The organism is Cycloclasticus sp., assembly GCA_040743155.1.
GTDB lineage: Bacteria > Pseudomonadota > Gammaproteobacteria > Methylococcales > Cycloclasticaceae > Cycloclasticus.
In genome coordinates this window covers 1,791,691-1,817,552 of record JBFLJU010000001.1, presented here as the reverse complement: position 1 = coordinate 1,817,552, position 25,862 = coordinate 1,791,691, and the positions used below count along the sequence as shown (strand labels likewise).

Here is a 25,862-nt window from a genome sequence, read left to right as displayed (position 1 = left end):
AAGCCTTTTTTATGTGTATTAGTAATGAAACTTATACCCAAGGGGCATAAGTTTCACCCTGCGGGCACTTCGCATTGAATCGTATAAAACGCTATACGATTAATTCAGCTTTATACCTTTGGCATTGCTTTTAATTTCTCAACAACCTTGTCACCAAATTCAACCGTGCTGATCATATTCACGCCAGAACCCGGTTTCGATAAATCGGCGGTCGAGTAACCATCGGCAAACACGCCTTGCATGGCAGCCCAAACGTTTTTCGCTTCATCGACCATACCAAAGCTGTATTCCAACATCATCGCGACAGAGCCAATCATGGAATAAGGATTCGCCATATTCTTGCCAGCAATGTCGGGCGCAGAACCGTGAGAAGGTTCGTAGTAAGCTTTTTCGTCGCCTAAACACGCTGAAGGCATAAGGCCTAAAGAGCCTAAAATTCCGCCGCCTTGGTCGCTTAAAATGTCGCCAAACATGTTTTCCATTACCATCACGTCAAACTGCGTTGGTTTTAAGCAAAGCAAGGTAGCAACAGCGTCGACTAAGATATTAATCACCTCAACCTCTGGGTATTCGGTAGCCACTTCTTCCATAACTTCGTTCCACAGTACAGACGATTTCAGTACGTTGCTTTTGTGGATATTATGTAAAACTTTCTTACGGCTGTTAGCCAATTTAAACGCGTGATGCATGATCTGGCGAATTTGCGCTTCGTCATATTCCAACGTTTCTTTAACGTAGCGAAGACCTTGATCGTTTACGCCAACTTCTTTTTTACCAAAATATAAGCCGCCAACTAATTCGCGAATCATGATCAGGTCAATGCCGTCACCAATAATTTCAGGCTTTAACGGCGAGAAGTGAGCGAGTGTTTGAGGTAGTGAAACTGGGCGGTAGTTAGCGTAGGTGTTATAGCGTTTACGCATCGGTAACAAGGCACCACGTTCAGGCTGTTTATCAATAGGAATCTTTTTAGACTCTTCGTGGCTTAAACCAATAGGGCCTTTAATGATGGCATCAGCTGCGTCACAAATGTCTTTTGTTTCTTGTGGGAATGCATCGCCTGTTTCAAAGTAAGCACACGCGCCAAATAGCGCAGGCATTAATTCAAACGTCACGTCATTGCGTTCTTCAACCAATTTAAGAACCTTAACGGCTTCTTGCATAATTTCTGGGCCAATGCCGTCCCCTGCCATAACGGCAATTTTGTAATTTTTCATGAACTTACCTGTTGATTTTATTTGAGAGAAAGCGAGCTATTTTACGCGACTAAGCTAAAGTTCGCTACAAACAGCGTATAAACACTTACCAACTAAGAGCGCCGCCAGTTTGATACTCTGTCACCCGAGTTTCAAAGAAGTTTTTCTCTTTTCTTAAGTTTGCTTGTTCATCTAACCACGTTAAGGTGTTTTTTGCGCCGGGGAAGGGCTCGGGCATCTCTAATGAACGTGCACGTCGATTGGCAATAAAGCGGAACTGCTCCATGTGGTCTTCTTTGTTGTAACCCAAAATAGGATTTTCAAAAAGATACTCGGCATAATCGTTTTCTGCCGCTTCTGCTTCTTCCCACAGTTCTTGCGCGGCTTTTGGGTCGATCGCTATATTCTCTTCGAGCATTATTTGTTTGATCACCCGTAGCCCAAAAGAGCAGTGCATTACTTCATCGCGCATGATGTATTGCAGTTGTTCGGCGGTGCCTTTCATTAGACCACGGCGTTGTAGGGCAAAAATGGGGCTAAAGCCATTGTAAAACCAGGTGCCTTCAAAAATAGCTGCAAAAAAGAAATACGACATCAGGAAGTTTTCTAATTCGGCGCGGTCGGATAGGTCTATATCTGGGCGCATAATCGATCCAAGCCGCTCGCTGCATAATTGAATTTTACGGTTTATTTGCGGAACCACGCGGTAGCGGTTATAAATTTCCCCTTGATCTAGTCCGATGGTTTCAATGCAATGTTGGTATGTCCAAGTGTGCATGGCTTCTTCATACACCTGCCGTGCTTGGTATATTTGCAGCTCAGGCGCGCTCATTTTTTCCATCACGGCTAAGCCAATATTACGCATTGCGAGAATATCGGAGGTGGTTAAGTAAGCCAGAACATTTTCATAAACATGGCGTTCTTCCAAGGTCAGATTATGATGATAATCGTGAATATCTTGGGTCATATTCACATCCAGCGGCGTCCAATGATTTTTATTGGCGTTTAAGAAATAATTCCACGCCCATTGGTACTTGAATGGCGCGAGTTGATTGATGTCCGCAAAACCATTCACCACGCGTTTATCTTCTGGATTGATCGGTTTTACGGAGCCATTTTGTGAATGAGTCACGATGACATCAGGTTTTTGCACAATCTTGGCGGTCGGTTTTTGGTTTGAAAAAGGGTCGTCCCAATTAAGCATCTGAATTCCTGTTTGGTTTATTAATGGGGTGCTTATTGGCAAGCATCGCAATCGGGGTCTAGGATGGAGCAAACACTGGCCTCAACAATTTCTGTTGCATCATTGCTGCTTGGCGTTAAGGTTTGCTCTACATGTGTTGCGCCCATAGAACGTAGATAATAAGTGCACTTTAAGCCGCGCGCCCAAGCCAGTTTGTAGAGGCTGTCTAGCTTTTGGCCTGATGTTTCAGCCATGTACAAATTGAGGCTTTGTGATTGGTCTAGCCATTTTTGGCGACGGCTAGCGGCTTCAACTAACCAACGCGAGTCAATTTCAAACGCGGTGGCATAGAGAGTCTTTAGCTCGTCTGGCACACGTTCAATTTGTTGAATTGAACCTTCGTAGTATTTAAGGTCGTTAATCATCACCTCATCCCACAGTCCTTGTTTTTTCAAGTCATTAACCAACTGGTTATTAATCACCACAAATTCGCCAGACAAGTTCGATTTAACGTACATGTTTTGATAAGTGGGTTCGATAGACTGAGAAATGCCGCAAATATTAGAAATAGTGGCGGTAGGCGCTATCGCTAGGCAATTACTGTTACGCAGTCCGCTTTGAATGATTTGCTGGCGCAAGCTATCCCAATCAAGTGTTTGGCTTTGGTCTACGTTTAAATATTCGCCACGGATATCGGCGAGTGTTTGCAATGAGTCAATCGGTAAAATGCCTTGGCTCCATAAAGAGCCTTGGAACGTTGGGTATGCACCGCGTTCTTTGGCTAATTCGCACGACGCTTTTATCGCAAGGTAGCTGATCAGCTCCATTGAGGTATCGGCAAATTCAACCGCCTGCTCGCTGGCATAAGCGATGTTTAGTTGTTGCAAGCAGTCATGAAAACCCATAATACCAAGGCCCACCGGACGGTGTTTTAAGTTGGAATTACGCGCTTGCGGAACGCTGTAAAAATTGTAATCAATCACATTATCGAGCATCCGCATGGCAGTATTGATGGTTTTTTCTAGACTGTCTTTATCCAGTTGGCCATTTTTAATATGCGCAGGCAGGTTGATAGATCCAAGGTTACACACGGCAATTTCGTTTTCATTGGTGTGTAGGGTTATTTCTGTGCAAAGGTTTGAGCTGTGCACAACCCCAACATGTTGGTTGGTGTAGCGAATGTTACAAGGGTCTTTGAAGGTGATCCACGGGTGGCCTGTTTCAAATAACATGCCGAGCATTTTTCGCCATAACTCGACTGCCCTGATGGTTTTATGCAGCTTGATCTCACCTTTTTCTGATTTTTCTTCACAGACTCGGTAGGCTGCTTCAAATTCCTTGCCAGTTAAGTCATGTAAGTGCGGCACTTCTTCGGGTGAAAAGAGCGTCCAATCGGCTTCTTCAATAACCCGTTGCATAAATAAATCGGGAATCCAGTTGGCGGTGTTCATATCGTGGGTGCGGCGGCGTTCATCACCGGTGTTTTTGCGCAGTTCCAAGAAGTGTTCAATATCAATATGCCAAGTTTCTAAGTAAGCACACACAGCGCCTTTGCGTTTGCCGCCTTGGTTTACCGCCACAGCGGTGTCATTAGCAACTTTTAAGAAAGGAATAACCCCTTGTGATTTTCCGTTGGTGCCTTTAATTGCGGCGCCTAAACCTCTGACAGGCGTCCAGTCATTACCTAAACCACCGGCGTATTTTGACAGTAGTGCGTTGTCTTTAAGGGCAGAATAAATATCGCCCAAATCATCACCCAGCGTGGTTAAGTAACAGCTTGAAAGTTGTGGCCTAGGAGTTCCAGAGTTAAACAAGGTTGGGGTGGAACTCATAAAGTCGAAAGATGACAGTAATGTGTAGAACTCAATGGCCTTGCTTTCACGTTCCACTTCGTTAATCGCCAAGCCCATGGCTACGCGCATAAAAAAGGCTTGGGGTAGCTCAAAACGAATATCGTCATGATGAATGAAGTAGCGGTCGTACAAGGTTTGTAGGCCAAGGTAGCTAAAGTTAGCATCTTGATCTGACTGTATTGCGCTGGCCAGTTTTTGTAGATCAAAACGGCCTAGCTCTTCGTCGACCAGCTCTAGTGAAATGGCTTTTTTAATGTAATTAACGAAATACTCAGGGTAAAGAGCGGCCATTTCTGATGGTAAAACAGCGGCATTATGTTGCTGGGTAAAATTGAGCGCCTCAGTTCTGGCGTTATTTAAAAGCAAACGCGCGGCTAAGCGGCTGTAGTCAGGCTGTTGGTCGATCAAGCCTCTTGCACCCATGACTATCGCTTGCTCAAAAGCATGCTGCGGAATTTCATCAAATAGATTTTTTTGAATAGCCTCTAACACCGCGCTGCTTGAAATATCTTCAAGCCCAGCTGCGCATTCATCTATCAAGGCCACTAATTGCTGTTTGTTATAGGGGCTTAGACTGCCGTCGGTAGCTTTTATCTGGATTGCTGGTGACGCTTGTTGGTCTTGCTCTTGTTCGGAGCGTTCATTGGAGCGTTTTTCACGGTATAGAACATAAGCACGTGCCACTTTGTGGTGGTCGGCTCGCATTAGGGCGAGTTCAACTTGGTCTTGAATTTGCTCGATATGGATGGTGTCGTTGACGGATAAATTTCTAAACGTTGCTTGTTGAATTTGCTTCGTTAATTGCGTGGCAATGTCGTGAATATGGCTGGATTGCTGGCTGTGTTCGCCTTCAACCGCTAAAAAAGCTTTACTGATGGCGATATAAATTTTATTACTATCAAACTGGGTGGCTTTGCCATTGCGGCGAATGACCATGGTGGTGCTGTGTTCGGTGGCAGGGCTGGTAGCAGCTAAGCTCATTGTTATGTCCTCTTTAGGTTATTAAAACCTCGGGCAATAACAGCGAAGGCGAACTGATACGGAAGTATCAACTCACTTACACAACCTTTGACGCGAGGTTTGGTGAAATTTAGGAGGGTATCGGACTGAGTGAATAGCTTATTCACAACACCGTTGCGCGACAGTTCTGGATTTTAACCAGATTCCCCTCAAGCACTATATCTAGTGCTTATTAAAAATTAGGCAACAAGATAAGGTGTTTTTATTGAGTTGGCAAGTATTATTTATTTGGGGGCTTTAAATTGCCTAGCCAAGTCAATAAAAGCGCTGATGTAAGGAATTTGGCTATCGGCTGTACGGCAGGCCGCGTGTAAAACACCGTGCATACCATTGGCGCTCAACGGTTTGCTGATCAATGATTGAGCATTGCTTGACGTTTCAAGAACCCAATCAGGAAGTGCAGCAACACCTTGGTCAATAGCAATTAATTGCAAGATCATGGTCGTCAGCTCAACCTGCCGAATATGGGCCGGTTCTACATTGGCGGGTTCTAAGTAATGCTTAAAAATATCCAAGCGACTACGTTCAACGGGGTAGGTGATGAGGGTTTGATCGGCTAGATCACTAGGGGAAATAAAAGGCTTATCTTTTAAGGCATGTTGCTTATTAATAACCAACATCGCTTGATATGGAAATAAGGGTAAAAATTCAATGCCTGGTTTGTCCACCGGGTCGGTGCTTATAACGAGATCAATTTCGCCACGGGTCAGCGCTGGCAAGGGGTTAAAGCTCATGCCAAGTTTAATATCAATGGTGATATCGGGCCATTGTTGACGGTAGGTTTCTAAGGTGGGTAGTAACCACTCAAAACAGGCGTGACACTCAATGGTGATGAACAGCCGTCCTACTTTGCCCGCTGAAATTTGCTCTAATTCGTACTCAGTTTCTTCAATCAAGGGCAATGTTTTTTGTGCCAAGCGTAATAGGCGTTGCCCTGCATCGGTTAGGCGTAAGGGTTTATGTTGGCGAAAGAAAATAGCGGTTTCAAAATAAGTCTCAATGGTTTTAATTTGATGTGACAGCGCCGATGGCGTGAGGTGGAGTTGTTGAGCGGCTTGGTTAAGGCTTTTGCTTTGGGCGATAACATTGATGGTCCTTAGGTGACGAATTTCTAAAAACATAGTGAATTTGATTCAGGTAAATTGTGAAAATTATGAGATTGATTCAATTCTATACTTGCAAGATACTCTCCGCAACTTAAATCAAGAGAGCACGATGATGATCAAAACACACAATTTGGGTTTCCCAAGAATCGGTGAAAACCGAGAACTAAAACATTCCCTAGAAGCTTTTTGGAAAGGCGGCATCACTGAAGAAGCGTTGTTAGAAGACGCTGAGATACTGCGCGCGAAACATTGGCAAGCACAGTCAGAATCTGGTTTAGACTTAATCCCAGTAGGAGATTTCTCAATGTATGACCAAGTGTTAGACACCAGTGTCATGCTTGGCTGCATCCCAGAGCGTTTTAACCATAATGAGCAAAAGGTTAGCCTTGAAACGTATTTTCGTATGGCGCGTGGGCGTTCTGCCACTGGGGAAGGCGTTAGCGCCTGCGAAATGACCAAATGGTTTGATACGAATTACCATTACATCGTGCCAGAGTTTACGCAACATCAGTATTTTCAACTCTCTAGCGATAAGCTTTTTGATGAGGTTGAAGAAGCCTTAACGCAAGGTCATTCTGTCAAACCCGTTATTTTAGGCCCACTTAGCTATCTTTGGTTAGGGCAGGTGAAGGGCGATAATTTTAATAAACTAGATTTATTAGAGGGCCTACTGGCGACCTATGAGGACATCTTAAACCGCTTGTCAGATTTAGGCGTAGAGTGGGTGCAAGTTGATGAGCCAATATTGGTATTAGACTTACCTATTGAATGGAAAACTGCTTTTGAGAGGGCATACAACAAAATACAGCGCGGTGATTTAAAGTTGTTACTGACCAGCTATTTCGGTGACTTATCTGAAAACTTAAGGCTGGCTTGCGAGCTACCCGTTGCTGGGCTGCATATTGATTTGCTTAGAGCACCAGAACAACTGCATAAAGTGTTGGACTGGTTGCCTCAGTACAAGGTGTTGTCATTAGGCATCATTGATGGGCGAAACATATGGAAAAGTGATTTAGATGATCGTTTGGCGCTGATTAAATCAGTAATTGAGCGTACCTCAGCAACGGTTTGGTTAGCTCCCTCGTGTTCCTTATTACACGTGCCGGTTAGCCTTAAGCAGGAGCAAAAGTTAGCGGCGGATATTCAACAATGGTTGGCCTTCGCGCTTGAAAAACTAACGGAAATCAATCTGCTAAAACAAGCGGTTAAAGACCCAGGCGTCACTCAACAAGAGGCTTTCAGTCAGAACCGTCTAGCCGCCGAGTCTAGGAAAAAATCAAATCTCGTACATAACGAACAGGTACAGCAACGGTTAACAGCAGAGGCTTCTGTTAGCTTACAGCGGCCACTCGGCTTTGCAGCGCGTCGTCCATTACAACAAAAAGAATTAAACCTGCCATTATTCCCAACAACAACCATTGGTTCTTTCCCCCAAACCGCAGGTATTAGAACGAGTAGGCGGCGCTATAAAGCGGGGGAAATAAGCACCGAGGCGTACACCCAGCAAATGCAACAAGAGATAGCTAGCGATATTGCGAAGCAAGAAGCCTTGGGTATTGATGTGCTAGTTCACGGTGAAGCGGAAAGAAACGATATGGTGGAATACTTTGGCGAGCAACTAAACGGCTTTGTTTTTAGTCAATATGGCTGGGTTCAATCATATGGTTCTCGTTGTGTTAAGCCGCCGATTATTTATGGTGATGTATCACGGCCGCAACCCATGACCGTGAGTTGGGCCAGTTACGCGCAATCATTAACGAATAAACCCATGAAAGGCATGTTGACCGGGCCGGTGACGATCTTAAACTGGTCTTTTGTACGAGATGATCAAGAGCGTGCGTTAACCTGCCGACAAATCGCCTTCGCTATCAGAGACGAAGTGCTAGATCTTGAGCAAGCCGGTATAAAAATCATTCAAATTGATGAAGCGGCTCTGCGCGAAGGACTACCGTTGAGGAAGAGCGAGTGGGATAACTATTTAACATGGGCGATAGCGGCTTTTTGTTTAACCACCTCAGGGGTGCAGAACAAGACCCAAATTCACACCCATATGTGCTATTCCAACTTCAATGACATTATGCAGGCCGTGGCGGCAATGGATGCCGATGTTATTACCATTGAAACATCCCGTTCGGACATGAAATTACTGGATGTGTTTGAAAGCTTTAGCTACCCCAACGAAATAGGCCCGGGTGTTTATGATATTCATTCACCGAATGTACCGAGTGTTGAACAGATGACTGCGTTGATCAAATTGGCGGCTAAACGGATACCATTAGAAAACTTATGGGTTAATCCAGATTGCGGCTTAAAAACACGTGGCTGGAAAGAAGTAGAGTTGGCACTTTCCAATATGGTGAGCGCCGCTGAGCAGCTACGGCAGTGGAGCAAACAAGAGTCTGAGGAAGCAGTGTGAAACAACCGAGTATCTTTACGGCAACGAACAACTTGAGATAGTTTTTAAGTCTGTAGGTGCTTAACGTATAATCACCGCCTTCACAGAATTTCAAAGAGAATAACTATGGCTTTAAATTGTGGCATTGTCGGCTTGCCGAACGTGGGTAAATCAACCCTTTTTAATGCATTAACCAAGGCAACTATTGCAGCAGAAAACTACCCTTTCTGCACGATTGAACCGAACACCGGCATAGTGCCGGTGCCGGATTCACGTTTAGATAAATTAGCCGATATCGTCAAACCAGAACGCGTGTTACCCACCACGTTTGAATTTGTAGATATTGCCGGTTTAGTCGCAGGTGCCTCAAAAGGTGAAGGCTTAGGAAACCAGTTTTTAGCAAATATTCGTGAGTCCGACGCGATTGCCCACGTGGTTCGTTGTTTTGAAGATGATGACGTTATTCATGTCGCTGGGACAATAGACCCGTTGGCTGATATCGAGGTTATTCAAACAGAACTTGCATTGGCAGACATGGCATCGCTGGATAAGGCATTAATCAAAGCAACCAAAGCGTCTAAGTCAGGCAATAAAGATGAGCTAAAGCGTAAAGCGTTGATAGAAAAGTCGTTAAAACATTTAGACGCCGACATTACCTTAAGAACGCTAGATTTAAGTGAAGATGATTTAAAAGACCTAGCAGGTTTTCAACTGCTAACCTTAAAGCCCATGTTGTATATTGCAAACGTGCAAGAAGACGGTTTTGAAAACAATCCGCATTTAGACGCTGTAAGCAAACTGGCTAAAGAAGAAGGCGCAGAAATTGTCGCTGTGTGTGCGGCGATGGAAGCGGAAATTATTCAACTAGAAGAAGATGAACGCGCCGAGTTTTTATCAGAAATGGGCTTAACAGAACCGGGTTTAAACCGTGTTATTAGAGCGGGTTATCACTTGCTTGGTTTGCAAACGTACTTCACCGCAGGTGAAAAAGAAGTTAGAGCATGGACCATCAAAAAAGGTGCGACCGCTCCCCAAGCAGCCGGTGTAATTCATACCGATTTTGAAAAAGGCTTTATTCGCGCAGAAATTACCGCCTATGACGACTTTGTTGAATATAACGGCGAAAAAGGCGCAAAAGAAGCCGGAAAATTAACCGTGCAAGGCAAGGAATACATCATGCAAGACGGAGACGTCACTCACTTTAGGTTTAATGTATAGAGTTGAAGTGCGGTAGGTATTTTCCTATCTCGATGAAACATATGCCTTATGGCACAAAAAATAGCCCTTGTGCGATGGTTCAGCTTGACAAAATGAGCTGAAACCACGAGAATTCACATCCTTCAAAGTATGGTCATGTAGCTCAGCTGGTTAGAGCACAGCATTCATAATGCTGGGGTCGGTGGTTCAAGTCCACCCATGACCACCATTTCAAGCCTTCCCCCTTAAAAATCACGCGACTTTTACGCGATTCTACGCGACTCGTAAAAAGTGGTGCTGGGTTCGGTTGGCTACAATATTCGCTATCCACTTTCTTGCGAATCAAAGGGTAGTGTCCTCTTTAACTAGCCACTACATTCCGAAACATGTTTCACCCTTTAAATTTGATTTCACCCCCCCATGAGGGCTAACCCAAAAATTAATTTATTAATAATAGTTATACTTGTATAGCGTACCAAACTAAATTTTTAACAAGGAAGAAAAATGAAACAGGGAATTAATTACGTTGCGCTATGCATTACGCTAGCAATAGCTATTTTTTTAGGCAATGGGATGCTATTAGTTGTAGGAAAAGTGTGGACGAATTATGAGTTAAGAGTCGTTGCTCAAATGATGCAAAAATCTGCTGAAAAGGGGAAAGTTGAGTCTGCTAAACGAATAAAAGAAATGCAAATTCAGAATCGAGAAAGAAAGAGAGTTGCCGTCATTGAATCAGCAAACAAAAAAAACACTCAAAGAGTTAAGAGGGAAACTTGTGATTTTTGGGTGACTGAATACAGGAAGTTAAGGTCATCGGGTAACAAAACAATGATGGATGCAGCATGTAGTCGGTAGCATAACGCCTCACACACCGGCTTGGTGAAGTTGGCGGATTTTTTAGAACAAAAAAGTGACGGCTTTATCAAGTCCGAGTGCTTTGGCTTGTTACACGTTGCTTCAGAACGGAATGTCATTATCAAACTCAGTGGCTGTCTGTTGTTCTTCCACTACGGGAATAGCTGCTTCTGGATGAGGAAATACAGGGAGGCGATGTGCTTCTCTGAATATTCTTCGGAAGTCATCCCTATCGTTCACTTTTATCAAAACTGGATTTTCACAACTAGAACCTCTGCCAAAAAATACTGCATGACGTTCTTTTACTGAAGATAACGATTGAGCATAATCTCGACCGATATAGTTTCCTAGAAAATCCTTACCAGTATCATCAAACGTGCGCATGGCAAATATGGTGTTGCATTGATTGAGAATGGTTTTTGTCACGTTAGCCGTTCTTTGGGTAATAAGAAGGCAGCCTAAACCAAATTTCCGACCTTGCAAAATAGCTCTAGCTGTGCCGCTAGTAGCGTGTTTGTCACCTTCTGCGACAACAGAATTCCATTCAGGAACCAGTGAATGTGCCTCTTCATAAACCAGACAAACCCTAGCATTGTCTGACATTTCGGAAGACAAAATATCAAGAACGGTCTCCGAAACAATTTTTGTGATCTCTACAGGCGTAACACTAAATAGAGCAGCGCCGCGCTGCCACTGACCTGCGGCTTGAAAGCTGCCTGGCGCACGCTCTTGGCGTGTAGCAACAAACTCCGCTGGGTTATAAATTTTTAGGAGACGCCCATCTGTATTGTGAATAAATTCATTTAGATCATCAAAAAATGCATTCTTTAAATTAGGTAAACTACCGCCTTGCTCTGGATTTTCCTGCCACACGTCCCGATCATCTTCTGTAGCTGTTCTAAGCTTTGCAAGGCATGCCTCTTCGTGAGGTGTATCATAGTAATCAGATAGCTCTGATGAATATTGATCCGTTAAATCTAGGCACACGACTTTTATGCCTTCTGACATCATTCTCTCTAGCAACTCAATGGCGAGCATAGACTTTCCCACACCGAGAATACCAAGGATCGCGGTATTATGAGTTACTAAATGATTAATATTCCCGATTTTTACTTGGTAATTACTATTAGGGAAGTGCCCTATTGCATCAGGTTCAATAACATGGTTTTCTTGGGCTTCAAGGTATACTGGTTCATTAATGTTAGGCAGCCAACTAAATTGAGTAAACTTTCTGTGGTCTTCATTCCAAATTCCTATCTGTTGAGCTTGAGCACGTAAATAACCATAAGTATTCTTTTGGTGAACAACCTCTTCCTTGGTCAAGCCTCCAACTATTTGATACAGAACCTTTTGATTTTGAACGATGACTGTAACAAGTCGACCCTCCTCAATATTAGAGTTATCAACGACTTCAAAAAACAGCCTTTCTATTGAAGAGTCGGGTGCAACAATCCCGATAACGTTATCTTTTTGTGCTAAGTCTATATTTTCTGAAGTACAAATTTCTTGGAGGTAGTCATCATCGATTAAAACGGCAGAATCATTTGAAACAATTGATTCAAGCTCCCTGTATCGACTAGACGAAAGGTTTGTAATTTCAACTGCCCGGATTAAAACACCATTATCTCGGCCAACCAAATCAAGTGTTAGCGCCAATTTTGAGTTCGAATGCTTATCTTTGACGTAAACGATCTTTTTAAGCGGCAAATTGTTGTCTTTGACTTGGCGAAGCAGAATAATATTTGGCTGCTGATAAGCAGCAATTTCTGCAAAGTTAGATACGCGCTGTCCAATTTTGGTTGTTTTTCGAATTCTGTTGAATGTTTTAACTACTGCGTCACCCGCCGACATAGCAACGGTAAGTATTATAGCAATAGATATTAATATTAATTCGTTTGGCTTTCCTATGTGATAGGCATACATTGCAAAAATTATTATTGGGGTATAAATAACCTGAGGCTTTGCCAATATTTCAAGAACTATTCTTATTTTATTTGATATTTCTTGTAGCTTTTCATTTCCCCAATTATTCAAAATAATAGCCAATAAGGCAGAAGCTAGAACTGTTGCGGACAATGCCGAAACCGCAACAAAAGAAACCTTTGTTTCTATAGACCATGTCCCCCAACTGTTTACAAGCATTAATGATACAAATGCAGGAACTGCGTATGAAATTGCATCAACAGGTTTAACGTAGAATGGTGTGACTATCTTTGAACCAACAAGAACGCTTAACAAAGCTGTATAAAACCAAAAACCGCTATCACCAACAGGTGGGTAAAGGTTACCAAACGCTAAGGCGCATATTAGTAAAAGTAGAAGGAGGTCTATCGCTAGTGATACGACCCTTTCTTTTTGGGAAAGCCTATTCATCTGTGATGTCCATATTTTGGTTGATACTTCATAGTGTAATTGACGTGTAACGCCAGCTATAACCGGCGCATTTGTAGTGAGCGTAGCGAACGAAAAATGCGTCCGCGTTTATGGCCTTGTTAGGGCTTACTGATGCAGACATACTTCACCACATCCTTGCTCGCATTCCAGAGATCCACTCTCGTAAAACAAGGATATATTCCTTTGGTGAAACTGAAATTCTGCTCCGCATTTTGGGCAGTTCAACCCCGCCTCCTGGAGTGTTGCACCGAAATCAGAAATAGCCTCAGCCATATCGGATTCCCATGGAGGATTTTCGAGGTATAACATCATTCCCGCGACTGTTCTCAGGGATATGATGTCCGCTTCCTCAATTTCCCTTCTTGCAAAGCTCTTAAGAAGTGCCTCGATGACCTCGACCGCATGGAAAAGAAGTATGGGAACAAATTGATAGAACCCTAACCATTGTGAGTAATGTGCATCAGAGTCAGAAAACAAAAAATTGAGATTGCACTCTTCTGTTTCCATGTGCTTGAAGGTAGTCACAAGATGATTTGCTTTTTGCCAAAGCGGTTCTAGGCTGATTAGAGAATTTTTCTTGAAACGTAGTTCGTGAATAAACTCTGGCTCCATCCATTTCCCGGTTTTTGTATTCTCTAAGGCCTCTCTAATAATCGCTATGTGCTCAGACTCCGTCGGTTCCTCTGGAAAAGGTAGTTTAAACCTTTGAGGATTTTCTTTTTCAAACCTTTCTAGGAAGTCGTCTGGACGTGCTAACAGCCACTCCAGATAGAATAAGTTTTCTTTTAAAGGCTTTCTCAATAGAGCATAAGCAACGGTAAGCTTCCCTTTTCGACTGCATTTTAAAGACTCATATATGAAATGCAGAAAATCCGACAACAAGGCTGCGCACAACTGTTTGTAGTAGATAACCAGAACTTCTTCTTTATATCCGTTTCCCTCAAGCCACAAAATGAAATCCTCGCCAGATAAGCCCTCAACTGCCTTGCCGTGAGATTCATCTTTGAACTGAATTGTTGAATTGAACACTTCTGCTTCTTCAGCAGATTTAAGTGTTTCTACCAGTTGATCGTGCAAAAAAAAGCTATACCAATGGCTGAACTCAAATTCTTCAGGAAGATGTGAAATCTCGTCCATTTTTCAGCCCTAATAGTGTTAATAAGCGGGAGCTATTGTCCGCGTATTAACTGTATGTAGGCGGATAGTACTTCCATGTATTGTGATATTAATATAACAAATGTGGATAGTCTTTTATATGGTTGTGATAGGTAACCAGTTGGTTACAAAGAATCAGTGTTTACAATCCTGAGTTTGCATTTACGCGACTCTACGGGGCACGTAAAACAACAGTCGCTTAATAAGCCAATTCTTAGCGTTCATTCTTGCTGCCTGATCGTTTTTTTGATTCCCAAGCGTCGATGCGGCTTAGCGGCCCTACTGGGCAATGGTGTTCAAGCGGAGGGCGATTACGCATGATTGCTAAAAGGTGTGGTAACGCCCGCATTTCGCAACCTGGAGTAGCAAGAATGGCCGATAAGAAAAATGAGATTGCCAAGTGCGTATAAACGTAGAAAAGCCACGCAATAATAAACCAAGCCAGTGGTGCGCCCCAGACGTTATTATCAATCGTATAGCTAAGAATTGACGCTACACAACCACAGGCAATAACTATTAGCTGAGGCCGTCGGCCCCAGTCCCTACCAAACCCAATGTTGATCACATAAGGGAATAAATACAACGCTAGCAACGCCCAAAGCCACAGCTCGATAATATATGGAAATTGAGCAGCAAGCTGTGCGGGGCCAGCTAAAATCAGCCACACTAAAAACCACCCGCACACCGCAGCAAAGAGCAGCCGTACCAACCTGCCAATAGGGCCGGGTCGTTTCAGTGTTCCTTGCTCAACAAAGCTGTGTTCCAAATCAGTCTCCATGCTTCTCGGCTAACGTCTTGCTAAGCGTTGGCCTTGTGCAAAGCACGCTTGAAGCTGCCTAGTGTATTTAAGCTGGCGCTAGCCTTTGATTCTATAGCGTGTTGAAAATAAATACTTTTTTTTAATCTGAAGAGATACCTCGTAGCGGCATAAACAATCAGTTCGCTTGCCAATAGGCGATAGACCTCATCACCCCGCATAATAATTGAGTTGCTGTAGAATGCGCGGCTCCTTAACTTTATTAACGACAATTAACCGCATAACCTATGAATAAATTATCTGCCGCATTTTTTACCTTCGTGCTGAGCTTTACTCTTTTAATCGGAGGCATACCCGATGCTGAAGCTAAGCGATTTGGGGGCATGAAATCATTTGGTAGTAAGTCTGTTTACAGTAAACCTTATAGTAAGAAGTCGACTGCAACTGCGCCAAAAACCGCGAGCCAACAAAAAGCTTATCAGCAAAACCAAACTGCTCGGCAAACCATGTCTAAACGGGGTGGGTTTATGGGCATACTCGGAGGGTTAGCGTTAGGCGGTTTATTGGGTTCGCTATTTTTTGGTGGTGCGTTTGAAAATTTCAATTTCATGGATCTACTGGTTTTCGGCGGGATTGCTTTTCTGCTATTTAAATTGTTTGCCGCAAAGAACAAGCCGCAGCAACAAACGGCATTCAGCGAAAGCAATTATCGCGAAGGGGAAAGCGATAGTTTCTCTAAGCTAGATAATAACTACCTGCGTAATAGCCAAGATAATGATGCAAAATTTGATAGTGAATTACCGCCTGCATCCGCTGCTATTAGTGAAGAAAAAAGCGCGGTTTTACCGGAAGGCTTTAATGAGCAAGAGTTTTTAGACGGCGCAAAAATGGCGTATGAAATATTGCAAAGCGCATGGGATGATAAAGAATTAGCGGAAATTCGTGGCCTCACGACAGACAAAGTATTTGCAGAAATACAGTCTCAAATACAAGCCGATGACGGCGAAAACAAAACGGATGTGTTGAGTGTTAAGGTGACGTTATTAGAGGTGCGTGAAATCGGCAATGAGCTAGAAGCGAGTGTTTTATTCGATACATTATTGCGTGAAGACGAGGGTGCAAGGCCGCAACAGGTACGTGAGGTGTGGACTTTTACCAAAGCTAAAAACAGTTTGCAGCCTAAGTGGTTCTTAGACGGTTTGCAGCAACTCGAAGAATAAGACCTTTAGCTACGGCTAAAGAGCTAGCAGCTTGTAGTTAGCAGACGCAGGAAATATCGCTGATAGTTATTATTAGCGCTAATAAAGATGATTGATTAAACAAATAATATAGGAAAAAACATGAGCTGGAATGTATACCTATCGGGTGAAATACACACAGATTGGCGACAACAGATAAAACAAGCTTGTGAGGCGCTAGAGCTGGATATTACATTCACGTCGGCGGTAACCGATCACGCGGCTAGTGATGGCGCGGGGGATGTACTTGGTTCAGAAGATAATAACTTTTGGCGTGACCATAAATCGGCGAAGGTCAATGCGATAAGAACTAAAACCCTGATTGAGAATTGTGATATCGCGGTGATACGTTTTGGCGATAAGTATAAGCAATGGAATGCCGCTTTTGATGCAGGGAGCTGCGCCGCATTAGGTAAACCCTATATAACGCTACACGCCGACGATATTATTCACCCATTAAAAGAGGTAGACGCTTCGGCGATGGCGTGGGCAACGAGCGCAGAGCAAGTGGTCGAAATATTAAAATACGTCATTTCAAAGGACTGAAGATGTAGCAAGCGTTTAAAGTGGCTGAAGGTTCCTGCTGAGGTCACTTAGTTTTAATGTCGGCCTTTAAACCCAGCCCAGAGCGCCGTTAATCTGTTGTATTGCAAGTCTAGGTTTGCTGGTGGCTTTATCTCTATTCGCTCCGCCTCGTCGCTTGCAAGGGCCTAGCATAGGAATCAAAGAAGTTTGCCCCTATTGGTACGTGTCATTGTAAATATCATTTAGGCACCGTCCATTGAAAAACCAATGTGGTGAAGGCTGAAGAGGGCGGTCGGTATCAAGTAACTTTTTGGTAAGAGCAGTTAATGAAATTTCTTCACCGTTATAGCAAACCTTCCGACCATTTATTACGGTACAGCTTTCCTCCCCTTGTGAAAACCGTAGGATTCCACCCTCTGGAATGCCCATTTCAAAGAAATTCTGATTAGGTCGTCGAGCTTTTAGCTTGTCGGCTCCTGATTTTGCTTCTATATCTACCTTTTCGGCTTCTGCTTGAAGTGTTGGTGTTACGTCTTCGATAATCATTAATGCCAACAATGCAATTGCTTGTTCAGGCTCTATTGTAAAAAACTCCCTTTTTGGGTTTAGGCGATATGGGCCAAAAGCCAAATGAAATGCTCTCTCAACTTTTGACTCGTCCGAAACTCGACCGGCAAAAGCGCATTCAAAAGGAACGGGGACTCCTGTGGAGTAAAGTTCTCTTAATCGTGCATCTACTGAACCACGAGATGTTTTTCCAATTTTGACAACCCCAGGCATTGCAGGGTTGGTTAAAACATAAACGATTCCTGTGTTTAAATCATTTTCCATAACTTTCTCGATTGGCTCATAACAGTGTTAATAACCGAAAGCTATTGCCCAAGTATGAATTGTATATATGCGGACAGTACTTCCATGTATTGTGAAATTAATATAACAAAAGTGGGCAATACTTCATACGGTCGTGATGGATAATCAATTGAGCTAAAAAACAATTGGCTTTTACAGTACTGAGTTCATTTTTACGCGATAAACGCAGCTTGTGTGTTTTCTGTTACTTCCCATTTAATGGTTATTATTGGGGTGAAAGAGTCGTTTTTTTTGCCTCTATAAGTGCAAAATTGTTGTGAATTTATATTGCAATTGAGCGCTATTTTCTGGCGGTTAAATGGCTTGGTGGCTCTTTTTTTTTGCGTGACGTAGCCATAAACTAAAGTTGTTTTTTAATATCCTTAATATTCAATAAGTTAGCTTGTTTTCGGCAGTGCTTGCCGTTGATTGTCGTCGTCTTTGATATTTCTTTGTTGAGTGCGTGTGTTAACTAAATAAAGAGTATTTTCTTTAATAAAGCACTGCAACATGATGATTTTTATTGCCTTTATTTTTTGTTTTCCTGTGCCTTCAGTATTTTGCTATGAAGTGTTGCTAAGTGTTTGTTCGTAAAGAAAGTATTTATGGAATGCGAAGCTTGACAGAGTGGTATTTTCATCCTTATAGTGCAAAAAAGTGGGGCAAAGTGGTAATAAAGGGAAAATACCGAGTAAGGGGAAGGATTTGTTCAGAGGAGTTAATAACGTTACGTTGGATGCTAAGGGACGGTTGTCTATCCCTACGCGTTACCGTGCGCAATTGAAAACTTCTTGCGATGGGCAAATGGTGATGACGGTTGATCGTGAGCATAGCCTTTTATTGTATCCACTACCTGTTTGGGAAGATATAGAGCGTAAATTGATAAAGCTACCAACGTTAAATAAACAAGCTAGGCGTCTACAACGTTTACTGATTGGGCACGCAACGGAATGTGAGTTAGACGGGCAGGGTCGAGTGCTGGTTTCGCCTCCGCTACGTGAGTTTGCTGATCTGAATAAAAAGACGGTGATGATTGGGCAAGGAAACAAGTTCGAAATTTGGAATGAACAAACATGGATTATTAAGCGTGATATGTGGTTTGAAGAGGAGAATGCAGAAGAAGGTGAACTCTCACCCGAACTGGGAATGTTGTCACTGTAATGTCCAATAGCTTATTACATAAACCGGTTTTATTGGACGAAGCGATAAATGGGCTAATACGACAAACTGATGGGGTTTATATCGATGGAACCTTTGGTCGTGGTGGACATAGCGGGTCAATATTACGGGCGTTGTCGCCTCAAGGGCGGTTGCTCGCCATTGATAAGGATGTGGACGCTGTGAATTCTCCAGAGGCTCTGACATTATCAGCAGATGAACGGTTTGAACTGGTGCATAGCAGTTTTGCGTGCATGGATGAATTAGTTGAGCAGCGGCAATTGGATGGAAAGGTCGATGGGATTTTGCTCGACCTTGGTGTCTCTTCGCCGCAGTTGGACATAGCCGAACGCGGTTTTAGTTTTATGAAAGATGGACCGCTGGATATGAGGATGGACTCTACCCAAGGCGAATCTGCCGCACAGTGGTTGTCTCATGTTGAAGAAAGTGAGTTAGTCAACGTCTTACGAGTTTATGGTGAAGAGAAGTTTGCGCGCAAAATTGCGGCGGAAATTGTTCTTCAGCGAGAAGAAAAATCAATTGAAACAACGGCCCAGTTGGCGGCGCTCATCGGAAATACTGTGAGCAGACGTGAGCCAGGCAAGCATCCTGCGACACGGAGCTTTCAAGCTATTCGAATCAAAATCAATAAAGAGCTGGATGACCTTGAAGAGGCATTGGCAAACTCGATTGATATTCTTAAGCCAGGTGGGCGGTTGGCGGTGATCAGCTTTCATTCATTGGAAGACAGAATTGTAAAAAGGTTTATGCGTGTGAAATCACGTGGCGTAGTAGTGCCTCGTCATTTACCGATGCCGTTGGATGCTGAAAAGCCAGCTTTAAAGTGTATCGGCAAGGCGATTAAAGCCTCTGCAGGCGAAGTGGCGGAAAATGTGCGAAGCCGTAGTGCCGTGTTACGTATCGCGGAGAAACTATGATGGCCGATCATAGTCTAATGGGCCTGATGGTGTTGTTATTGGCTTTAGTCATGATGTCGGCATTGACGGTTGTGTATGTGAAATACGATGCGCGTTTAATGTTTAACCAGTTGCAACAAGAGCTACGCGAGCAAGACAGATTAGGTGTTGAATGGAGTCGCTTGCAGTTGGAGCAAAACACTTGGGCATCAAATAATCGGATAGAAAAACTAGCGCGCACTACATTGAATTTACAAGCGCCTAAGCCTGAACAAATAATCTACATGAAGGTTAAATGAGTTACGGGCATCCACAATCTAACGATAAAGCGCAAAAGGTCGTGGTGCCGGAACTTGCTGGGCGTCGTCGGTTTATTCTTGCGTGTTTTATGTTAGTGATGTGTGGGCTTATTTACCGTGCCGTCGACCTTCAGGTGTTAAACAACAGTTACCTTCAAAAGCGTGGTGAAGCGGTTCACCTGCGTGACATTAAGTTACCTGCTTATCGCGGGAAAATCACAGACGCTGACGGCCATGCCTTGGCGATTAGTGCACCGGTTAGTTCGGTTTGGGTGAACCCACAAGAGTTGAATTTAGACGGCAAGAAAAAGGAATTTGCCAAGCTGATTGGGTTAAGCGTAAACAGCTTAGATAAGAAATTAAAAAAAGTAGCATCAAGACGGTTTGTTTATTTGCGTCGACATATGGACCCACAAGTTGCCGCCTTGGTTGATGAATTGCAATTACCGGGTGTGTATCTGCAAAAAGAATATAGACGTTACTACCCAGACGGTGAAGTCGCTGGGCACCTTGTCGGCTTTACAAACATCGATGATGAAGGGCAAGAAGGCCTTGAGCTGGCGTATAACGATCAATTACAAGGAACGGCTGGGGTTGAGCGTGTGCTTCGCGATGGCAAGCGTAGAATGGTGAAACACGTTGATGACATTCGTGCGCCGATTCCAGGCCAAGATATCCAGTTGTCGATTGATAGGCGTTTACAGTATTTGGCATACCGAGAACTTAAGGCGGCTGTTGCACAGCAAAAAGCATCTTCAGGTTCGTTGGTGTTGTTAAACCCTAAAACCGGCGAAGTGTTGGCGGTTGCTAATCAGCCGGCGTTTAACCCAAATGACCGTTCGAAGTTTAAAGCAAGCCATGTTCGCAACCGTGCTTTTGTGGATGTGTTTGAGCCAGGTTCAACAATGAAACCGTTTACCGTCGCGGCAGGGATGCAGTCGGGCTTATTTGATACTTCAACAATTATCGATACTAACCCAGGTTATATGCGAGTAGGGCGAAGCCAAGTGCGAGACCATCGTAATTATGGCGAAATTGATTTGGCAACCTTGTTGCTCAAGTCCAGTAACGTAGCGTCTGCAAAAATAGCGCTGGGTATTCCGCCAGAGGGCTTATGGGGTTTACTCAATGGGCTGGGGTTTGGTCATGCGGCCAACTTAGGTTTTCCGGGTGAAGCGCGTGGAAAATTAGTGGGGTATGAACAATGGCGTCCGATTGAAACGGCAACATTGGCATTTGGTTATGGCCTGTCGATGTCTGCTCTTCAGCTGGCGCATGGCTATGCGGCGATTGCAAATGATGGCGTGTTGGAACCTGTTTCGTTGGTGGCGAATGCGCCGCATACGGCGGGCGAAAAAGTGATGAGCCCAGCGGTGGCGAAAAGTGTCCGTGAGATGTTGAAAGGGGTGGTGAGTAAAACCGGTACCGCGCCAAGAGCAAAAGTTTATGGCTATTCGGTTGCCGGTAAAACGGGCACCGTTAAGAAAGCGGTGGCTGGTGGTTATTCAGAAGATAAATACTTAGGTATTTTTGCAGGCATGGCACCCGCTAATGACCCTAAATTAGTGATGGTTGTGGTTATAGATGAGCCCAAAGCCGGTGATTATTATGGCGGCTTAGTCGCTGCGCCGGTGTTTTCTAGAGTGATGGCCGGTGCGCTACGGTTGATGAATGTTGCTCCAGATAATCTTGAAAAAGCAACGGTGTTAGCGTCACTCGAACGAGGTATCCAATGATGCCTGCGAAACAAAACCGTTCACTGGTGTCGCTGGAATCTTTACTAGGCGACATGGTGCAAATGAGTTCGGATATCTTAGTTGCAAATTTAAGGCTAGATACACGAAATATTGAGGCCAATGACGTGTTTTTAGCGGTGGCGGGTTCTCAAACACACGGCATGATGTATGCGGATCAGGCGATAAAAATGGGCGCGATAGCCATTATTTATGACCCCGCGGCAGGTGGAGAGTTTTTAGCTGAGAAAGTCAAAAAAGAACATAATGTTTGCTTATTTGAGCTGCCTAATTTGCAGATAAATATCAGTACCATTGCAGCGCGTTTTTATCAGCACCCAACACGTGAATTATCCGTGATTGGCATTACCGGCACCAATGGGAAGACATCGGTCAGTCACTTTATTGCGCAGGCGCTTAATTCGAACAAAAATGCAGCTGAGGCTTGCGGTGTTATTGGTACGTTGGGTTGGGGTTCGGTTGAAAATTTAAAGAAAACGATCAATACCACGCCTGATGCAGTGAGTGTTCAGCGACAGCTAGCGACATTATTGGAAGACGGTACAAATGCGGTAGCGATGGAAGTTTCGTCGCATGGTTTGGATCAAGGTAGAGTCAATGCCGTTGAGTTTAAAGGCGCGGTGTTTACCAATTTAAGCCACGATCATCTAGATTATCATCAAACATTAGAAGCGTATGGTGAGGCTAAGTTAGCATTATTCAAAAGCCCTTCATTAGAATTTGTTGTGCTCAATAGCGATGATGCGTTTTATGCAACTATTCTTCAAACCTTGTCATCAACGATTAAGGTGTATACCTTTTCGCGTTCGCTAAAGCGCGCTGATGTTAAGCATTGTTTGTTTATTTCAAATACGCAATTGAGCGCAATGGGTTTATTGTTTGACCTGTCTTTCAACGGTCAAAAAGCACGTATTCAATCAGCATTATTTGGTGATTTTAATATCGACAATATCTGTGCAACTATCGGAGTATTGCTTGCGATGGGTCACTCGTTTGACGTGGCTATTAGCAAGGTCAAAGCGGTTAGGGGTGTGCTAGGGCGGATGCAGCTTGTTTCTGTTAAAGACTCAGAGCCAACGGTTATTGTTGATTATGCACACACGCCTGAGGCCTTGAAATTGGCGCTACTCAGTCTGCGTGAGCACTGTGAAGGTAGCTTGAGACTGGTGTTTGGCTGTGGTGGTAATCGCGATGAGAGAAAAAGACCTCTAATGGGCTCTATTGCCGCTGAGCTAGCCGATAGTATCGTTATTACGAATGATAATCCACGATTAGAATCTGCTGAAGGTATCGCTGAACAAATCGCAGTAGGGGCGCATAGCGCGGCTGACCTAACGGTTATTCTTGACCGCCAACAGGCGATACGCCAGAGCATTGCAACGGCGGATGCTAAAGACATTATTTTAGTGGCGGGTAAGGGTCACGAAGACTATCAGCAAATCGGTCATGAGAAAATTGCGTTCAATGATATTGCCCAAGTTGAAGCAGCGTTAAAACTGAGATCGTTGTCAGATAGTGGGGAAGACGGATGCAAGCCATGAGTCTACAACAGCTAGCGGCTAGCGTGAACGGTCACCTTGTGGGTGAGAACGTGAGTTTTAGTGCGATCAGTACTGATACGCGAAGTATCAAAAAAGGTGACTTGTTTGTGGCCTTACAAGGTGAAAACTTTAATGCCAACGACTTTGTCCAGCGAGCCAGCGAGCAAGGCGCGATAGCAGCCGTGGTGAGTGAAGACATGGTTGTTAACCTACCGTATGTGAAGGTTGATGACACCTTGCAAGCCTTAACGCAGATGGCTAAAGAGCAACGTGAGGCGCTAGATATTCCGTTAGTGGCGATTACTGGGAGTAATGGCAAAACCAGCGTGAAGGAAATGCTAGCGAGCATTTTAGGGCTTTCAAGAAATGTGTTAGCGACAGAAGGTAATTTGAATAATCAAATTGGTGTGCCTTTAACGTTATTAAAGCTAACGCAGGAACACGAGGTTGCGGTGATTGAAATGGGTGCTAGCCAGTCTGGCGACATCGCGCATTTATGTGATATTGCATCACCAACCGTGGCGATTTTGAACAATATTGGCGCAGCTCATTTAGAAGGTTTTGGCGATATTCAAGGCGTCGCTAGGGCGAAGGGCGAGATCATATCGGGCTTGGCTGAATCGGGTACAGCTGTTTTAAATCGTGAAGAACCTTGGCTTGATCAATGGTTGGAATTACTCGGTGAAAGAAAGTTGATCAGTTTTGGTTGGTCAAAAGAAGCAGACGTTTGGGCGGACATTAATTCGGTTAAGAGCGGCATGCTTAACGGTCGATTCACGACAAATTTTGTACTGAATTACCAGCAAGAACAAATAGAGGTTCAGTTGAACCTGATGGGTGAGCATAACGTTTTAAATGCCCTTGCTGCTGCAAGTGCGGCGATTAGTTTAGACGAGCCACTCAGTAATATTAAGGAAGGTTTGAGCCAGTTGATGGCCGTAAAAGGGCGGATGCAGGCGTTACAGGGTGTTGCGGGCAGCGTGATTATCAACGATTGCTATAACGCAAATCCAAAGTCATTTGAGGCCGCTATGGCGTGTCTGCAAAAAATACAACAGCCGGTGTGGTTGGTACTTGGAGACTTTGCCGAACTGGGTGCGGACAGTGAGCAAATTCACCGTCAAATAGGTCTTCAGGTTCTACAAAGTGAGGTGCAGCGGTTTTATGCCGTCGGTCAGCAAATGAAGGAAGCGGCTAACGCGTTTAATGCGGAATCAGCGTCAGCAAATAGGCAGGCGATGCACTTTGCCACTAAGGAAGCGTTGGCGGATCATTTGGAAGGTGAATTAAAGTCGGGAGTGGTTGTGTTGGTAAAGGGCTCGCGTTCACAAGCGCTTGAGAAGGTTGTAGAAAAGATAACAATAACGGAGGCCGTCGCATGTTGCTAATACTCGCAGAGTGGTTGTCTAACTATCACAGCGGCTTTAGGGTTTTTCAATACCTGACCATGCGCTCAATTTTAGGTACATTAACGGCGTTATTCATTGCCTTTCTCGTGGGGCCGACCATGATACGTCGCCTTACCTTTCATAAAATTGGTCAAGCGATTCGTGACGATGGCCCAGAAACACACTTTCAAAAGGCAGGCACGCCAACGATGGGCGGCACACTGATTTTGGTGGCGGTGGGTCTCAGCACTTTATTATGGGCTGACCTCACTAACCGTTACGTTTGGGTGGTACTGCTGGTTACGTTGTTAACGGGCGTTGTTGGTTTTATTGATGATTATAAAAAAGTAGCGTTGCAAGACCCAAAAGGTTTATCGGCAGGTAAGAAATATTTAGGACTGTCGGTGATTGCGTTGGCGGCGGCGGTATTTTTGTATTGCACAGCGACCTCACCGCTAGAGACAACGCTGTTTGTACCGTTTTTCAAAGACGTGAGTATCCAGTTGGGCTGGTTTTTTATTCCGCTAACCTACTTTGTTATCGTTGGTACGAGTAATGCGGTCAATTTAACCGATGGCTTGGACGGTTTAGCGATCATGCCGACGGTGTTAGTAGCGGGAGCCTTAGGTATCTTTGCTTACTTATCAGGTAATGTGCAATTTGCTCAATATTTGGCGATTCCAAACTTACAAGGCACGGGTGAGTTGGTCGTGTTTTCTGGGGCAATCGTCGGCGCAGGCCTTGGTTTTTTATGGTTCAACGCCTATCCAGCGATGGTTTTTATGGGCGATGTGGGTGCCTTAGCTTTAGGTGCGGCCTTGGGTATATTGGCTGTGTTGGTGCGTCAAGAATTGGTGCTGGTGATTATGGGTGGTGTTTTCGTGATGGAAACAGTATCGGTTATTTTGCAGGTAGCATCCTATAAATTGACGGGTAAGCGGATTTTTAGAATGGCACCGATTCACCACCACTTCGAATTAAAGGGCTGGCCTGAACCTAGGATTATCGTACGTTTTTGGATCATTACCGTTATTTTGGTCCTCATCGGCCTATCAACTTTGAAACTAAGATGATGGAAGCAT

The 25,862-nt window shown here is 44.1% G+C and carries 20 protein-coding genes, 1 tRNA gene and 1 riboswitch; of the genes, 13 read left to right on the top strand and 8 right to left on the bottom strand.

The genetic code is table 11. From position 1 onward, the window contains the following. Positions 1-110 precede the first annotated feature (110 nt). From leuB to AB1Y31_08725, 4 genes are all read right to left on the bottom strand, one after another. On the bottom strand, positions 111-1,217 hold the full coding sequence (gene leuB / locus AB1Y31_08740) for a 3-isopropylmalate dehydrogenase (GenBank protein ID MEW4983255.1): 1,107 nt from the start codon (positions 1,215-1,217) through the stop codon (positions 111-113). 85 nt (positions 1,218-1,302) lie between these two features. Then, the gene (locus AB1Y31_08735) at positions 1,303-2,400 is read right to left on the bottom strand and encodes a ribonucleotide-diphosphate reductase subunit beta (GenBank protein MEW4983254.1); all 1,098 of its coding nucleotides are present in this window, start codon (positions 2,398-2,400) and stop codon (positions 1,303-1,305) included. A gap of 32 nt (positions 2,401-2,432) precedes the next feature. Then, positions 2,433-5,213 (bottom strand): ribonucleoside-diphosphate reductase subunit alpha, encoded by a 2,781-nt coding sequence (locus AB1Y31_08730; GenBank protein ID MEW4983253.1) that lies wholly within the window; start codon positions 5,211-5,213, stop codon positions 2,433-2,435. Positions 5,214-5,307: 94 nt separating this feature from the next. Next, a riboswitch (cobalamin riboswitch) is annotated at positions 5,308-5,443 on the bottom strand. A 33-nt stretch (positions 5,444-5,476) separates the two neighbouring features. Next, entirely contained in the window at positions 5,477-6,373 is an 897-nt protein-coding gene (locus tag AB1Y31_08725; GenBank protein MEW4983252.1) for a LysR family transcriptional regulator, read from the bottom strand. Between the two features lie 97 nt (positions 6,374-6,470). On the opposite strand from AB1Y31_08725, the gene metE reads away from it, so the two are divergent. The 4 genes from metE (at position 6,471) to AB1Y31_08705 (ending at position 10,805) form a co-directional block, all read left to right on the top strand. Then, positions 6,471-8,774, top strand: coding sequence for a 5-methyltetrahydropteroyltriglutamate--homocysteine S-methyltransferase (gene metE / locus AB1Y31_08720; GenBank protein ID MEW4983251.1), 2,304 nt, complete (start codon positions 6,471-6,473; stop codon positions 8,772-8,774). Between the two features lie 105 nt (positions 8,775-8,879). Beyond that, the gene (gene ychF, locus AB1Y31_08715; protein ID MEW4983250.1) at positions 8,880-9,971 is read left to right on the top strand and encodes a redox-regulated ATPase YchF; all 1,092 of its coding nucleotides are present in this window, start codon (positions 8,880-8,882) and stop codon (positions 9,969-9,971) included. Between the two features lie 131 nt (positions 9,972-10,102). After that, positions 10,103-10,179 (top strand) — tRNA-Met (locus tag AB1Y31_08710). A gap of 275 nt (positions 10,180-10,454) precedes the next feature. Beyond that, the gene (locus tag AB1Y31_08705; GenBank protein MEW4983249.1) at positions 10,455-10,805 is read left to right on the top strand and encodes a hypothetical protein; all 351 of its coding nucleotides are present in this window, start codon (positions 10,455-10,457) and stop codon (positions 10,803-10,805) included. A gap of 102 nt (positions 10,806-10,907) precedes the next feature. On the opposite strand, the gene AB1Y31_08700 is transcribed toward AB1Y31_08705, so the two are convergent. The 3 genes from AB1Y31_08700 to AB1Y31_08690 form a co-directional block, all read right to left on the bottom strand. Next, on the bottom strand, positions 10,908-13,178 hold the full coding sequence (locus tag AB1Y31_08700) for a DUF87 domain-containing protein (protein ID MEW4983248.1): 2,271 nt from the start codon (positions 13,176-13,178) through the stop codon (positions 10,908-10,910). 126 nt (positions 13,179-13,304) lie between these two features. Continuing rightward, a complete protein-coding gene (locus AB1Y31_08695) occupies positions 13,305-14,336 on the bottom strand; it encodes a hypothetical protein (GenBank protein MEW4983247.1) in 1,032 nt (343 codons plus the stop codon). Between the two features lie 232 nt (positions 14,337-14,568). Next, the gene (locus AB1Y31_08690; GenBank protein MEW4983246.1) at positions 14,569-15,132 is read right to left on the bottom strand and encodes a hypothetical protein; all 564 of its coding nucleotides are present in this window, start codon (positions 15,130-15,132) and stop codon (positions 14,569-14,571) included. A 266-nt stretch (positions 15,133-15,398) separates the two neighbouring features. Between AB1Y31_08690 and AB1Y31_08685 the strand changes: the two genes are divergently transcribed. Together AB1Y31_08685 and AB1Y31_08680 are read left to right on the top strand one after the other, a co-directional pair. Next, complete coding sequence (locus AB1Y31_08685; protein ID MEW4983245.1) at positions 15,399-16,331, top strand: Tim44-like domain-containing protein; 933 nt, start codon at positions 15,399-15,401, stop codon at positions 16,329-16,331. Positions 16,332-16,451: 120 nt separating this feature from the next. Then, positions 16,452-16,895, top strand: coding sequence for a YtoQ family protein (locus AB1Y31_08680; GenBank protein MEW4983244.1), 444 nt, complete (start codon positions 16,452-16,454; stop codon positions 16,893-16,895). A 192-nt stretch (positions 16,896-17,087) separates the two neighbouring features. Here the strand turns inward: AB1Y31_08680 and AB1Y31_08675 are convergent, their stop codons facing one another. Beyond that, positions 17,088-17,705, bottom strand: a complete 618-nt coding sequence (locus AB1Y31_08675; protein MEW4983243.1) for a GIY-YIG nuclease family protein — start codon at positions 17,703-17,705, stop codon at positions 17,088-17,090. Positions 17,706-18,380: 675 nt separating this feature from the next. Here AB1Y31_08675 and mraZ point away from each other — a divergent pair. Genes mraZ through mraY form a run of 7 tightly spaced genes read left to right on the top strand, consistent with a single transcriptional unit; the run spans position 18,381 to position 25,853 of the window. Next, positions 18,381-18,884 carry a division/cell wall cluster transcriptional repressor MraZ gene (gene mraZ, locus AB1Y31_08670; protein ID MEW4983242.1) on the top strand — a complete coding sequence of 168 codons (504 nt, stop codon included), beginning with the start codon at positions 18,381-18,383 and terminating at the stop codon, positions 18,882-18,884. After that, entirely contained in the window at positions 18,884-19,819 is a 936-nt protein-coding gene (gene rsmH, locus AB1Y31_08665) for a 16S rRNA (cytosine(1402)-N(4))-methyltransferase RsmH (GenBank protein ID MEW4983241.1), read from the top strand. The genes mraZ and rsmH overlap by 1 nt, the downstream gene beginning before the upstream one ends. After that, positions 19,816-20,097 (top strand): cell division protein FtsL, encoded by a 282-nt coding sequence (ftsL, locus tag AB1Y31_08660; protein ID MEW4983240.1) that lies wholly within the window; start codon positions 19,816-19,818, stop codon positions 20,095-20,097. The genes rsmH and ftsL overlap by 4 nt, the downstream gene beginning before the upstream one ends. After that, positions 20,094-21,833 (top strand): penicillin-binding protein 2, encoded by a 1,740-nt coding sequence (locus AB1Y31_08655; GenBank protein MEW4983239.1) that lies wholly within the window; start codon positions 20,094-20,096, stop codon positions 21,831-21,833. The genes ftsL and AB1Y31_08655 overlap by 4 nt, the downstream gene beginning before the upstream one ends. Next, complete coding sequence (locus AB1Y31_08650; GenBank protein MEW4983238.1) at positions 21,830-23,392, top strand: UDP-N-acetylmuramoyl-L-alanyl-D-glutamate--2,6-diaminopimelate ligase; 1,563 nt, start codon at positions 21,830-21,832, stop codon at positions 23,390-23,392. The genes AB1Y31_08655 and AB1Y31_08650 overlap by 4 nt, the downstream gene beginning before the upstream one ends. After that, positions 23,389-24,780, top strand: a complete 1,392-nt coding sequence (gene murF / locus AB1Y31_08645; GenBank protein ID MEW4983237.1) for a UDP-N-acetylmuramoyl-tripeptide--D-alanyl-D-alanine ligase — start codon at positions 23,389-23,391, stop codon at positions 24,778-24,780. The genes AB1Y31_08650 and murF overlap by 4 nt, the downstream gene beginning before the upstream one ends. Continuing rightward, on the top strand, positions 24,771-25,853 hold the full coding sequence (gene mraY, locus AB1Y31_08640; GenBank protein ID MEW4983236.1) for a phospho-N-acetylmuramoyl-pentapeptide-transferase: 1,083 nt from the start codon (positions 24,771-24,773) through the stop codon (positions 25,851-25,853). The genes murF and mraY overlap by 10 nt, the downstream gene beginning before the upstream one ends. Positions 25,854-25,862: the final 9 nt, after the last annotated feature.

Bases quoted from the DNA above. Each gene is read 5' to 3' on its own strand.
- ychF (MEW4983250.1), top strand. From the start codon at position 8,880: ATGGCTTTAAATTGTGGCATTGTCGGCTTGCCGAACGTGGGTAAATCA.
- AB1Y31_08690 (MEW4983246.1), bottom strand. From the start codon at position 15,132: ATGGAGACTGATTTGGAACACAGCTTTGTTGAGCAAGGAACACTGAAA.
- AB1Y31_08675 (MEW4983243.1), bottom strand. From the start codon at position 17,705: ATGGAAAATGATTTAAACACAGGAATCGTTTATGTTTTAACCAACCCT.
- AB1Y31_08730 (MEW4983253.1), bottom strand. From the start codon at position 5,213: ATGAGCTTAGCTGCTACCAGCCCTGCCACCGAACACAGCACCACCATG.
- metE (MEW4983251.1), top strand. From the start codon at position 6,471: ATGATCAAAACACACAATTTGGGTTTCCCAAGAATCGGTGAAAACCGA.
- AB1Y31_08735 (MEW4983254.1), bottom strand. From the start codon at position 2,400: ATGCTTAATTGGGACGACCCTTTTTCAAACCAAAAACCGACCGCCAAG.
- leuB (MEW4983255.1), bottom strand. From the start codon at position 1,217: ATGAAAAATTACAAAATTGCCGTTATGGCAGGGGACGGCATTGGCCCA.
- AB1Y31_08685 (MEW4983245.1), top strand. From the start codon at position 15,399: ATGAATAAATTATCTGCCGCATTTTTTACCTTCGTGCTGAGCTTTACT.
- mraY (MEW4983236.1), top strand. From the start codon at position 24,771: ATGTTGCTAATACTCGCAGAGTGGTTGTCTAACTATCACAGCGGCTTT.
- AB1Y31_08695 (MEW4983247.1), bottom strand. From the start codon at position 14,336: ATGGACGAGATTTCACATCTTCCTGAAGAATTTGAGTTCAGCCATTGG.
- rsmH (MEW4983241.1), top strand. From the start codon at position 18,884: ATGTCCAATAGCTTATTACATAAACCGGTTTTATTGGACGAAGCGATA.
- ftsL (MEW4983240.1), top strand. From the start codon at position 19,816: ATGATGGCCGATCATAGTCTAATGGGCCTGATGGTGTTGTTATTGGCT.
- AB1Y31_08725 (MEW4983252.1), bottom strand. From the start codon at position 6,373: ATGTTTTTAGAAATTCGTCACCTAAGGACCATCAATGTTATCGCCCAA.
- AB1Y31_08705 (MEW4983249.1), top strand. From the start codon at position 10,455: ATGAAACAGGGAATTAATTACGTTGCGCTATGCATTACGCTAGCAATA.
- AB1Y31_08655 (MEW4983239.1), top strand. From the start codon at position 20,094: ATGAGTTACGGGCATCCACAATCTAACGATAAAGCGCAAAAGGTCGTG.
- murF (MEW4983237.1), top strand. From the start codon at position 23,389: ATGAGTCTACAACAGCTAGCGGCTAGCGTGAACGGTCACCTTGTGGGT.
- AB1Y31_08700 (MEW4983248.1), bottom strand. From the start codon at position 13,178: ATGAATAGGCTTTCCCAAAAAGAAAGGGTCGTATCACTAGCGATAGAC.
- AB1Y31_08650 (MEW4983238.1), top strand. From the start codon at position 21,830: ATGATGCCTGCGAAACAAAACCGTTCACTGGTGTCGCTGGAATCTTTA.
- AB1Y31_08680 (MEW4983244.1), top strand. From the start codon at position 16,452: ATGAGCTGGAATGTATACCTATCGGGTGAAATACACACAGATTGGCGA.